Source organism: Burkholderia reimsis (assembly GCF_003294055.1).
Taxonomy (GTDB): Bacteria; Pseudomonadota; Gammaproteobacteria; order Burkholderiales; family Burkholderiaceae; genus Burkholderia; species Burkholderia cepacia.
The window spans coordinates 1-12222 of record NZ_QMFZ01000065.1 but is presented as its reverse complement, the minus strand read 5'-3'; the positions used below and the strand labels follow the sequence as shown (position 1 = coordinate 12222).

The following is a 12222-nucleotide window of genomic DNA, read 5'->3' as shown; positions in this document are numbered from 1 at the left end:
ATCGCACGCCGAGCCGCCGGTTCGTTTGCGATCGCCGGCCCGACACCCAGCTTTCTCACACGCCGGGCTCATGTCGGTCAGCCACGGATGATTCGGATGCGACCCCCGACGCGATGGAACTGGGTACCGGACGCACTCCGTTTCTTCAACACGCGGCTGCTCGCTTGCCTGGCCCTGCACAACGACTGCATCGTCGACGCACGTCCCGCGCACTGACGCACCGGGTGCGTCGGACTGGCCATCTGACCGATTGCCGGAGCCTCCGCGTTCCGGCTATAAATCGTGCATGGACACGAATCGCTGGATCCACGACCCCGTCGGCGCCTTCCGGGCATGGCAGGAAACCGCCGCGACCGGTGCCGACCGCCGGCCGTTCGCGCCGCGTTCGGTCGTGCAGCACGTCGCGATGTTCGAACGGTTCCTGCGTCATCTGATTGCGCACCGCGTGTCGCTGGCCACGTTCGGGCCCGACCACGTCGCGGCCTTCCTGGCGGAACTCGAGCACACCTGTGCGCCCGGCACGTCGACTCGCGTGCGCTACGCGAAGCTGATCGACCGGCTGGGCCGGCATCTGGTCGAGGCCGGCGTGCGCACGATTCATCCGGCCGGCCGGACGACGCGTGATCTCGCATGGCCGGACGGCGAGCCCGAGCCGTGCTACCTGCCGCCCGATGCCGACGCGGCGCTTCAGCACCACGTGCAGCCTCGACCGGACGACACGCCGGCCGATTGCCGGAATCGCGCGATCGTCGCGCTGCTGCTCGGGAGCGGCATCACTTCGGCGGAGATACGTGCGACGACGCACGACGCGCTGGATCTCGACGCGCGGCCGCCGGCACTATCCGTGCCGCGCGATCGGGCGCGGCCGGCGCGCCGGATCGCGCTCGCCGAATTTGCACTGGCACCGCTCGCCGCATGGCGTGCGCGCTCGGGCGACGCGCCGGCATCCGCGTTGCTGTTTCCCGCACCGCGCGGCGGTGGCGCGATGAACGACATGTTCCTGCTGCTCGTGGTGCGCGACGCGCTGAGCGCGATCGGCTTCCATGCGGCGGACATGAGCCCGCGCGTGCTGCGCAATACGGTTGCGCGCCGCCAGTTGCTTGCCGGTCATGCACATGCCGAAGTCAGTACGATGCTCGGTCTCGTCAGTGCGCGAACGGTCACGCGCATCCGGCAGACGCTATCGCCCGATGCGGCAGCGGATCGCGCCGCACACGAGCGCTGATCCCGCGTCCGGCGCAGACTCCGAGTCGTCCGGCTCCCTATTCACCCGGCTTCGACTGGACCAGCCGCAGAATCCGGGTGTCGTATGGTGATTGCATCACTTCGGCAATACGGGCCTCGGAAGCAGCCGGATGCAGTGGATTCAGCAGGAAGTTGTGCGCGTGCGGCACGACGACGCTCGGCACGCGCAGCAGCGCGCTCGGCTGCGTGTGCAGCCACTCGGTACCGGCGCTGCGGGTCCAGTCGACGTTGGATCGCCAGTCGTCCGGCGCGTCACCCTCCGCGATTTCGGCGATATCGACCGAATCGGCTACCTCGATGCGAAGCAACTGGTACCCGCTCGGCAATTGCGCGACCGTGGCGATCTCGAAATGAACGAGCGTCTCGAGCAGCGCGAGCGCCGGATGCTCGGCGAGATACACGACGGGCTGCCCGGCGAAATGCCAGCGCCCGCCGGCGCGCAACCCACCGATGCCTTTCAGGTCGGCGAAATTGCTGATCCGCCACAGCGTCGTCAAGCGAAATACCCCTCGTCGATCTGCGTGAGGGCTTCCTCGACGAGTCGCGCACCATGCTCGGTGCTCGCCATGTCGAGCGACGTGCGGCCGCCGAAGCGCTGGAGCCCGTTGCGCAGCCACGCCATCGCCTTGTCCTGGTCGCCGAACGTGGCCGTTGCCTGCGCGACGATGCGCGCGAGACGGATCGCCTTGTCGGATTCCTCGGGCGACAGGCGTTCGTGCGCCTGGCGGCGATGGCTCAGCGTGCGGCGCGGAATGATGAAGGCCAGTTCGTCCGATTTCAGCCCGCGCTCGGACAGCCGGTCGATCACCGAGACGTCGACGCGCGCGCTCGCCAGCTCGGCAAGATCGGCCCCCGATCGGACTCGGATCGCCAGCAGTTGTTCGAGAATCGTGAATTCGGCCTGACGCGGATGCGCGACGCCCGAAGGATGAAAAGCAATGGTGCTCATGATTTCTCCAGGCAATTTGCCCAATCATTATAGGCGTTTTGCCGGGAACTGGCGGAAGGTGGATGGAGAGTGTGGCTGTGGTGGAGGTCAGGGCGTCTGCAAAGGCGGGCGCGAACATGACCCACCTGGCTGGAGGCACGTTACTGGGGGGCGAATCGAAGATTCGCCAGGGTGACGGAAAGCACTTGTTCAGTATATAAAGTCCGGGAAATATCACGTGGTTGTCACGTAACAACATCTTTACTGATTTCATCCGCTCCCGCTCCGCCGCCCATTCTTCCTGACAAGGCCGGGAGGTTCGCCAAGGACGCAGAGATTTCGTCAAGCGCGGCCCCCGATCCCTGGCACTCGGAACGCCGCTCCTGGCAATTCACCGTTCGTCACGACGGAAACACATCGCCGCGCCTCGCGCCGGATGCGTTCCCACACCGCACGTTTCCCGTCGTCGGTCATGAACACCCGGTGCGAGACCTCGTCGGCCATTCGGCCTCCCCCTTGCAGGCATCGTCGAACAGTGTCGAGCACACATCGACACCGGGCTGTCGGAGATGTCGTGAGGTGTGGGCGCCATCGAAACACTCGTATGGGTCGAAATTCCGGCAGCGCAACGAATCGCGCTCCCATACACGGCTACCTTTCCGCTGGTGATACAGCGATGCCGTGTCGCCGTACCGCCCGGCTTGCTTCGACGACACCACAAGCCGCCCCATGTCGCCATGATGTCCACGCCGTATGTCGATCCAGCCTTCACACAGTTGCCGACTTGTCGTGGAGGATGTTCCGCGACTCCCCGAAAATCCGACGCGTGGTGCTGACCAACAGAGTCGGCCACACACCAAGTTCACCGGTGAACGTCGGAAACCGCGCCACCACCACCGCCAGCCGATTGCCGTGAAGGTTTTCGCCCTCGTTTATCGGCGAATGCCATGCGCCACAGCCCATGCCGTGCGATCCGACATCATTCGCACGCGTGCGCCGCTCCGGAATCACTTCGCGATCAGCCAGACGTCCTGCAACAGCGCGGGGCCGCGCGGGCCGACCGTCTGGATGTTGACGTCATCTTCGACCGGCGCGCCGTTCGCTCCGATCAGCTTTCGATCGTTCGACCGGTCCAACATGATCGCACTCCTGAACAATGTGCGAATCGCGAGGCGCGCACGATCTCCGTTCAGCAGCCGAGGTCGTGCGCCATACCGTGAACAATCAGCCCGCCCACGCGGACGACCGGATCACGCTGCAGAAGTTGCCGGCACGGAAATGCGGATCCTTGTCGGCGAGCACGTCGGCCTTCACGTTGCCGAACGTCGTGTCGGGCTTGTGCCTGATCCCGTCGTAGAACGCCTGGATGATGTCTTCCTTGAAGTGCGGCGTACGCGGATGTGCACGGACGACGGCCTCGCGTTCGACGTCGCTGTATTCCGGATACGTCAGGCCCAGGACGTCCATCTCGACGCCCGCGGTCACGAGCGCGATCACCGGATGCATGTGCTGCGGGATGCCCGGCGTCGTATGCAGTGCGATCGAAGTCCATACGACATCGATATCCTGCTGCGAGATGCCCTTGCCCGTCAGGAAATCGCGGGCGGCGTTGGCGCCGTCCACCTCGAACCGCTCGCACGCGCTGCTGTGTTTGTGCGTGAGCCCCATGTCATGAAACATGCAGCCGCAGTAGAGCAACTCGGGATCGTATTTCAGACCGCGCCGCTGGCCCGCAAGCGCAGCGAAATAGAAGACGCGGCTGGAATGATGGAACAGCAACGGCGACGCGGTATCGCGCACGAGTTCGGTGATCTCGCGCGTCAGCTGGCTATCGGGAATGGTGATGCCTGCAACGTTCTCAGTCATGATCGACCTCCATTGAAAACACCCTTGATTCTCCGGAGCCCGATAGCCGTCTTCAATAGACGTATTGCGTCAAATCCTGCCATTTTGCGCGACAGACGGACACGGTGCCCGCACGGCAGGAAGAACGCCGGAAACAGGCTCCGCCGCGCGCTCCGTGCATCGCTGGCCCCTCTATACTGCTACCCGTCACGTTCGAAACAACACGCAATCGATCATGCCGAAGGTCGTGGGAATCTTCGCCGTTCCGGGCGTTCAACTGCTCGATGTCTCCGCACCGCTCGACGTCTTCGCGCAAGCGAACGCCGAATGCGGGAAACCGTTCTATACGTTGCGGATCATTGCGGGCGAGTCCGGCCCGATCCGCAGTTCGTCCGGCGCGCAGCTGCTGCCCGACTGGATCGTTCCCGACATTCCCGAGCGCATCGACACGCTGCTGGTCGCCGGCGCGCCGAGCGCCGGCCGGATCGCACTGCGCACCGACGTGCTCGCGTGGCTGCGAGCGGCGGCCGTGCAGAGCAAGCGCTACGGCTCGATCTGCACCGGCGCGTTCATCCTCGCGGCCACCGGCCTGCTGAAAGGGCGTCACCTGACCACGCACTGGGCTGCCGCGGACGCGCTTGCCGAAGCCTATCCGTCGCTCGCCGTCGACGCGGATGCACTGTACGTGCGCGACGGCAAGCTGCGCACCGGCGCCGGCGTGACGGCCGGGCTCGATCTCGCGCTCGCGCTGGTCGAGGAAGATCTCGGCCGCGAGATCGCGCGGCGCGTCGCCGCGCAACTGGTCATGTTCTTCAAGCGACCGGGCGGGCAACTCCAGTTCAGCCGCAAGGGCGAGGCGCGCCCCGCCGGGCGTTCGGTGCTGCAGGAGGTCCAGCGCTGGATCGCGGCCAATCCGGAACTCGAGCACTCGGTGGCGGAGATGGCGAAGCATGCGGGCATGAGCCCGCGCCACTTCGCGCGGCTGTTCCGCGCGGAAGTCGGCATGACGCCTGCCGCATGGGTCGAGGCGACCCGCATTTCGGCAGCCCGCCACCTGCTCGAGAATGGCCACGACACGCCGAAACAGGTCGCCGCGAAATGCGGCTTCGCGAATGTCGATACGCTCAGGCGGTCTTTCACCCGGCACGTCGGCATCACACCTGCCGAATACCGGAAACGGCAGGCAGTCCTGGCCGAGTGACACGGTACGCACGCGATACGACACGAACGATGATATCGTCAGCCCCACTCGAACACTTCGGAATACCATTTATTCATCGTTGTCCGGCCACTTGCCGATCGACGACATCGCTCCATTGACGGCCTCGCCCGTGGTCCAGATCAAGCGCCGGACAGGCTCGCAATCGTCAGACGAAATACTCGCCCGTTCGGATCGTTTACCCAGTTGCAATAATTATTCGCTGGAACGCGTATTTCCGACCGGTAACGCGATCGCTACGATGCAATCAACCGCTGAACGCAACAAGCGAAGCGCGAAATCAATGAAACCGGAGGTCATCATGAAGTCGTTCATCTACGCTGTCGTCGCCGCAACCGCCCTGTCCGCCTCGTACGGCGCATTCGCACAGTCGAATCCGTCGGGCCAACTGACGCGTGCCCAGGTACGCGCGGAACTCGTCCAGCTCGAACAGGCCGGCTACAAGCCCGAAGTCTCCGATCAGTATTACCCGCGCGCGCTGCAGACCGCACAGGCCCGTGTGACGAACGCCGATGAAACCGGCTACGGCGCGCAAGCCGCCGCTGGTGTGCGTGCCGGCCGCGCGATCGCGGTCAAGCAGGACGGCCGCGACTCCGTGTATTTCGGCCAGTAAGCGCCCGTCACGCGCCGGCGTATTCCGATACGCGCGCGGCACACCGCACAACACCCCGCTCCCGTTCCAACGGGGCGGGGTGTTGCTTTTTCGGTCATCCGTTCCAGGCACGGATCGCCCCCCATCGCACGCGATCTTGCGAACGCCGTGCCGTTCACGCAGGCAGCCGGTGTTTGCGCATAGAATGGCCGCGTGGTCGGCGCCGGCCGAAACGAACGCGAGCGGAAACCACGACGCCCGGCTTGCCCGATCGTCGCCGCGCCGCAGGCCGGCCCCGATGCCGCACTCATCGCATTTTTCGAAAAGGAGCGGTTTCATGTCTCAAACATCCGGTTCCATGATCACGTTTCAACGCCCGGACGGCCAGGAACTGCAGGGCTATCTCGCCACGCCGGCAAAGACCGAAGGCGCGCCCGCGGTCGTCGTCATCCAGGAATGGTGGGGGCTGAACGACCAGATCCGCGGTGTCGCGGATCGCCTCGCGCGCTGCGGCTACTTCGCGCTCGTGCCCGACCTGTATCGCGGCAAGTCGACGGTCGAGGAAGAAGAAGCGCACCACCTGATGACCGGGCTCGATTTCGGCGACGCGGCCTCGCAGGACATTCCGGGCGCCGTGACCTATCTGAAGACGCTTGCGTCGCGTGTCGCGGTAACGGGTTACTGCATGGGCGGCGCACTCACGCTGCTGTCGCTGCAGTTCGCCGATGCGGACGCGGGCGTCACGTGGTACGGCTTCCCGCCGCTCGACTACCTCGATCCGGCGAAGCTCAAGGTGCCGCTGATGGGCCACTGGGCCACGCAGGATGCGTTCTTCGCGATCGACCAGGTCGATGCGCTCGAGAAGAAGCTGACCGACGCGAAGGTCGGTTTCGAATTCCATCGTTATCTCGCGCATCATGCGTTCGCCAACGAAACGGCCGTCGGCCCCGGCCGTATCGCCGGCACGCAGTTCGATCCGGTGTGGTCGCAAATGGCATGGGATCGCACGCTGACGTTCTTCGGCCGCACGCTTTGGACAAAGCAGGCGTAGCGCAACATCGCTTCGGATGTGAACAGCCGAGCAATAAGAAAACGCCACGGATTTTCATCCGTGGCGTTTTCGCTTTTGCATCTCGCCGGTTCGGCAGGCAGAAGCGGTTGCCCGCTCCTGCCCCGCCTTTCACTTACCCGTTCGTCGCCGCTGCCGACGCAGGCGCCGGAGCGGCCGCCTTGTCGTAGTCGACCGGCGCATCCGGCGCGCGCGGCGTCTCGCCGGCCCGCTGGATCCACCCGCCGCCCAGTGCGCGGTACAGGTCGACCAGATTCGTCCAGCGCGCCAGTCGTGCGTTGATCAGCGTCTGCTGTGCCGAGTACAGATCCGTCTGCGCGGTCAGCACCGACAGGTAGCTGTCGACACCGTTCTTGTAACGCAGGTCCGACAGGTCGAAACGTCGCTGCTGTGCGTGCTCGTTGCGCTCGAGCGCCGCGATCTGCTGGTCGTACGTGCCGCGTGCGGCCAGACCATCCGCCACTTCGCGGAATGCCGACTGGATCGCCTTCTCGTAGTTCGCGATCTCGATGCGCTTCTGCACGTTCGCGAGGTTCAGGTTCGCGATGTTCTGCCCGCCCTCGAAGATCGGCATCGTGATCTGCGGCGCGAACGACCACGCCGCCGTGCCGGCCTTGAACAGGCCGCCCAGCGTCGGGCTGCCGGTGCCGAACGCGCCCGTCAGCGAGATGCGCGGGAAGAACGCCGCGCGTGCCGCACCGATGTTCGCGTTCGCGGCCAGCAGCGTCTGCTCGGCCTGCATCACGTCCGGACGACGCGTCAGCAGATCCGACGGCAACCCGGCCGGCACGTCCGTCAGCAGGTTCTGCGCGTCGAGCGGCATGCCCGCCGGCAGATCGTCCGGCAGCGGCTCGCCGATCAGTTGCACCAGCATGTTCAGTGCCTGCGCACGCGCACGCGCCTGCTGCTGCTGGCTCGACAGCGCCTGCTCGACCACCGTCTGCGCCTGACGCAGCTCGAGCTCGGAGCCCGTGCCGTTGTCGAACCGCAGCTTGGTCAGGTCGTACTGCGCCTGAGCGGACTTCAGCGTGTCCTCCGTGACCTTCAGCAGGTCGTCGGTCGACAGCAGCGTCAGGTATTGATCGGCCACCTGCGACACCAGCGATATCTCGAATGCCTGCCGTGCATACGACGTCGACAGGTACTGCGCGAGCGCCTGGTCCTTCAGGCTCTGCACACGGCCGAACAGGTCGAGCTCCCACGACGCGGACAGCCCGACGTTGTAATTGCGCGAGATCAGCGGCGCATTGGTCGTCGACAAGCCCTGCGGAATGCGCTGGACACTGCCCGTCCCCGTGCCGTCGAGCGTCGGGAACAGCTCCGCGCGCGTGATCTGGTACTGCGCGCGCGCCGCCTCGATGTTCAGCACCGACACGCGCAGGTCGCGGTTGTTTTTCAGCGCGATCTCGATCAGCCGCTGCAGGCGCGGATCGACGAAGAACTCGCGCCAGCCGATGGCGGTCGCTGCCTGGCCGTTCGCGCTGCGCGCGCCGGCCGCACCCGGCTGCGTCGCATAGACGCCGCCGGCCGGGTACGCCTGCGCGACGGGCGCGTCGGGCCGCTTGTAATGCGGCGCCATCGTGCAGCCCGCAGCGAACAGCGCGGCAGCCATCGCAACCGCACTTGCAGTCAAAGCATGTTTTTGCATCGTTACTGCCCCTTCGAATCGTGTGCGTCGCCGTGACCGCGCTGCAGGTCGCCCTGCACGAGACGCCAGGCATCGTCGACGTTTTCCGTCTCGCCGCTGAAGATCGCGCGAACCCGCACGAAGAACATCGGGATCATGAAAATCGCGAGGAACGTCGCCGTGATCATCCCGCCGATCACGCCCGTGCCGATTGCATGCTGGCTCGCCGAACCCGCGCCGTTGCTGATCGCAAGGGGCAGCACGCCGAGCATGAATGCGAGCGACGTCATCAGGATCGGACGCAGCCGCAGGCGTGCCGCCTCGATCGCCGCGCGCACCGGCCCCATGTTCTCGTTCGCCTGCAACTCGCGTGCGAACTCGACGATCAGGATCGCGTTCTTCGCGGACAGGCCCACGGTAGTCAGCAGCCCGACCTGGAAGAACACGTCGTTCTCGAGGCCGCGCAGCATCGTCGCGAGCAGCGCGCCGACCACGCCGAGCGGCACCACCATGATCACCGAGAACGGGATCGACCAGCTTTCATACAGTGCCGCGAGACACAGGAACACGACGAGGATCGAGATCGCGTACAGGATCGGCGCCTGCGAGCCGGACTGGATTTCCTGGAACGACAGGCCGGTCCACGAGTAGCCGATACCTTCCGGCAGCTTGCTCGCGAGCGCTTCCATCGAGGCCATCGCCTGGCCGGTCGACTTGCCCTCCGCAGCCTGCCCCTGGATCTCGATCGACGATACGCCGTTGTAGCGTTCGAGCTTCGGCGACCCATAGCTCCAGTGGCCGGTCGAGAACGCGCTGAACGGCACCATGCCACCGGTGCTGTTGCGCACGTACCAGATGTTCATGTCTTCCGGCGTCATCCGGAACGGCGCATCCGCCTGCACGTACACCTTCTTGATCCGGCCATCCGTATCCAGGAAGTTGTTCACGTACTGCGACGCCCACGCGATCGAGAACGTCTGGTCGATCGCCGCAGCCGTCACGCCGAGCGCGTTCGCCTTCTCGCGGTCGATGTCGACCGTGTACTGCGGCGTATCGTTCAGGCCGTTCGGGCGCACGAGCGCCAGCGTGGGATCCTTCGCGGCCATTCCGAGCAACTGGCCGCGCGCGGCCATCAGTGCCTCGTGGCCGAGACCGGCGTTGTCCGTCAGCTCGAAGTCGAAGCCGGCAGCCGTACCGAGTTCGGGAATCGACGGCGGGTTGAACGGGATCACCATCGCGTCCTTGTACTGCGAGTAGTGCGCGAAGGTCCGGCCGATCAGCGCCTGCACCTTCTGGTCGGAGCGCTGGCGATGCTCGTACGGTTTCAGCTTCACGAACACGAGGCCCGCGTTCTGGCCGCGGCCCGCGAAGCTGAAGCCGTTGACCGTGAACACCGAGTCGACCACATCCTTCTCGGTCGTGGTCAGGTACGTGTTGATGTTGTCGAGCGTCTTGCCGGTCGTTTCCTGCGTGGAACCGGACGGCGTCTGCACGATCATGAACATGTAGCCCTGGTCTTCATCGGGCAGGAACGACTTCGGCAGGCGCACGAACATCACGCCGACCGCGATGAACACGGCCAGGTAGATCACGAGCCAGCGCCCCGAGCGCCGGATCACGTGGTTCACGCCGCCCGTATAACGATCGCGGCTGCGGTCGAAGGTACGGTTGAACCAGCCGAAGAAGCCCTTCTTCTCTTCGTGATGCCCTTGCGGGACCGGCTTGAGGATCGTCGCGCACAGTGCCGGCGTCAGGATCAACGCGACGAGCACCGACAGCACCATCGCCGACACGATCGTCAGCGAGAACTGGCGATAAATTGCGCCGACCGAACCGCCCGAGAACGCCACCGGCACGAACACCGCCGACAGCACCAGCGCCACGCCGACGAGTGCGCCGGTGATCTGGCCCATCGCCTTCCTGGTCGCCTCCTTCGGCGACAGGCCCTCCTCCGCCATCACGCGCTCGACGTTCTCCACCACCACGATCGCATCGTCGACCAGCAGGCCGATCGCGAGCACGAGGCCGAACATCGACAGCGTATTGATCGAGAAGCCGGCGAGGCCCATGATCGCGAACGTGCCGAGCAGCACGACCGGCACCGCGATCGTCGGGATGATCGTCGCCCGCAGGTTCTGCAGGAACAGGTACATCACGAGGAACACGAGCACGATGCCTTCGAGCAGCGTCTTGACCACTTCCTCGATCGACAAGCGCACGAACGGCGTCGTGTCGTACGGATAGTGGACGACGAGGCCGTGCGGGAAGTACTTCGACAGCTCCTGGACCTTGGCCCGCAGCGCCGTCGCGGTCGCGAGCGCGTTCGCGCCCGTCGCGAGCTGGATGCCGAGACCGGCCGTCGGCTGCCCCATGTACTTCGTGTCGAACGTGTAGTTCTCCGAACCGAGCGCCGCGCGGCCGACGTCCTTCAGGCGAACCTGCGAACCGTCCTGGTTGACCTTCAGCAGGATGTTGCCGAACTGCTCGGGCGTGCGCAGCAGCGTCGATTCGGTGATTGTCGCCTGCAGCAGGGTGCCCGGCTTCGCCGGCGTGCCGCCGATCTGGCCGCCCGCGATCTGCACGTTCTGCTGCGAGATCGCCGCCGACACGTCGGTCGGCGTGAGGCTGTAGTTGGTCAGCTTGACGGGATCGAGCCAGATGCGCATCGAGAACTGCGAACCGAGCAGCAGCGTCTGGCCGACGCCGTTCACGCGGCTGAGCGGATCGAGCACGTGCGACGCCACGTAGTTCGTCAGGTCCTCCTTCGACATGCTGCCGTCCTCGGAGTTGAACGCGAACCACATCAGCCAGTTGCTGCTCGACTTCGTGACCTGCATGCCGAGTTGCTGCACGACCTGCGGCAGGTTCGGTGTCGCGAGCGACAGCTTGTTCTGCACCTGCACCTGCGCGACGTCCGGATTCGTGCCCGGCGAGAAGGTCAGCGTGATCGTCGCGTTGCCCGAGTCGTCACTGGTCGACGACATGTACAGGAAGTTGTCGAGACCGCTCATCTGCTGCTCGATCACCTGCGTCACCGTGTCTTCCACCGTCTTCGCGGAAGCGCCCGGATAGTTCGCCTGGATCTGGATCGTCGGCGGTGCGATCGTCGGATACTGCGCGATCGGCATCTTGAAGATCGATGCGACGCCGGCCAGCATCAGCACGATCGCGATCACCCACGCGAAGATCGGGCGATCGATAAAAAACTTGGCCATGAAACGGACTCCTTGTTATTGCGCGGACGACGCAGCGGTCGAACTCGCGGCAGCATTGGCGGCGGTGCTCGCCGGCGCGGCGCCGGACGCATTCGCGGCGCTTGCCGGTGTGCCGGACGCGGCGTCCGGCGCCGGTGCGAGCTGGGCGGGGACCGTCTTCACGGTCGCACCCGGGCGCACCTTGTCGACGCCCTGCACGATCACGTGATCACCCGCTTGCAGACCGCCTTCGACCACCCAGTTCGGGCCCTGCATGCCCGTCGTCTTCAGCGGACGCGGCTCGACCTTGTTGCTGGCGTTCACCACCATCGCGATCGCCTGGCCCTTCTGGTCGTGCGTGACGCCGATCTGCGGTACCAGGAACGCGTTCTCGTTCACGCCTTCCTCGATCCGTGCACGCACGAACATGCCCGGCAGCAGCACCTTGCCCGGGTTCGGGAAGACCGCGCGGATTGTCACCGAGCCGGTGGTCTGGTCGACCG

The 12222-nt window shown here is 65.3% G+C and carries 10 protein-coding genes and 1 pseudogene; 4 read left to right on the top strand and 7 right to left on the bottom strand.

The features are described from left to right. Positions 1-286: 286 nt before the first annotated feature. Positions 287-1225: a site-specific integrase gene (locus tag DPV79_RS39165; protein WP_113047943.1), complete on the top strand. Its 939-nt coding sequence runs from the start codon at positions 287-289 to the stop codon at positions 1223-1225. A 37-nt stretch (positions 1226-1262) separates the two neighbouring features. Here the strand turns inward: DPV79_RS39165 and DPV79_RS39160 are convergent, their stop codons facing one another. From DPV79_RS39160 to DPV79_RS39140, 4 genes and pseudogenes are all read right to left on the bottom strand, one after another. After that, positions 1263-1742: an RES family NAD+ phosphorylase gene (locus DPV79_RS39160; RefSeq protein WP_027792217.1), complete on the bottom strand. Its 480-nt coding sequence runs from the start codon at positions 1740-1742 to the stop codon at positions 1263-1265. Beyond that, positions 1739-2194 carry a type II RES/Xre toxin-antitoxin system antitoxin gene (gene parS, locus DPV79_RS39155; protein WP_006480981.1) on the bottom strand — a complete coding sequence of 152 codons (456 nt, stop codon included), beginning with the start codon at positions 2192-2194 and terminating at the stop codon, positions 1739-1741. Before parS ends, DPV79_RS39160 begins: the two co-directional genes overlap by 4 nt. Positions 2195-3136: 942 nt before the next feature. Beyond that, positions 3137-3312, bottom strand: a pseudogene (locus DPV79_RS39145) (catalase); the annotation flags it as partial. An 85-nt stretch (positions 3313-3397) separates the two neighbouring features. Further along, the gene (locus DPV79_RS39140; RefSeq protein ID WP_059487785.1) at positions 3398-4039 is read right to left on the bottom strand and encodes an HD domain-containing protein; all 642 of its coding nucleotides are present in this window, start codon (positions 4037-4039) and stop codon (positions 3398-3400) included. A 214-nt stretch (positions 4040-4253) separates the two neighbouring features. Here DPV79_RS39140 and DPV79_RS39135 point away from each other — a divergent pair, with 214 nt between their 5' ends. The 3 genes from DPV79_RS39135 (at position 4254) to DPV79_RS39125 (ending at position 6880) form a co-directional block, all read left to right on the top strand. Beyond that, positions 4254-5219, top strand: a complete 966-nt coding sequence (locus DPV79_RS39135; RefSeq protein WP_048028157.1) for a GlxA family transcriptional regulator — start codon at positions 4254-4256, stop codon at positions 5217-5219. A gap of 319 nt (positions 5220-5538) precedes the next feature. After that, the gene (locus DPV79_RS39130) at positions 5539-5850 is read left to right on the top strand and encodes a DUF4148 domain-containing protein (protein WP_011349305.1); all 312 of its coding nucleotides are present in this window, start codon (positions 5539-5541) and stop codon (positions 5848-5850) included. A 316-nt stretch (positions 5851-6166) separates the two neighbouring features. Beyond that, positions 6167-6880 (top strand): dienelactone hydrolase family protein, encoded by a 714-nt coding sequence (locus tag DPV79_RS39125; protein WP_059552675.1) that lies wholly within the window; start codon positions 6167-6169, stop codon positions 6878-6880. A gap of 133 nt (positions 6881-7013) precedes the next feature. Here the strand turns inward: DPV79_RS39125 and DPV79_RS39120 are convergent, their stop codons facing one another. The 3 genes from DPV79_RS39120 to DPV79_RS39110 all read right to left on the bottom strand — a co-directional run. Then, positions 7014-8546, bottom strand: a complete 1533-nt coding sequence (locus DPV79_RS39120) for an efflux transporter outer membrane subunit (protein WP_113047942.1) — start codon at positions 8544-8546, stop codon at positions 7014-7016. A gap of 2 nt (positions 8547-8548) precedes the next feature. Beyond that, positions 8549-11740, bottom strand: coding sequence for an efflux RND transporter permease subunit (locus tag DPV79_RS39115; protein WP_113047941.1), 3192 nt, complete (start codon positions 11738-11740; stop codon positions 8549-8551). Between the two features lie 15 nt (positions 11741-11755). After that, positions 11756-12222 (bottom strand): efflux RND transporter periplasmic adaptor subunit (locus DPV79_RS39110; RefSeq protein ID WP_113047940.1); only part of this gene is annotated, 467 nt, incomplete at its 5' end.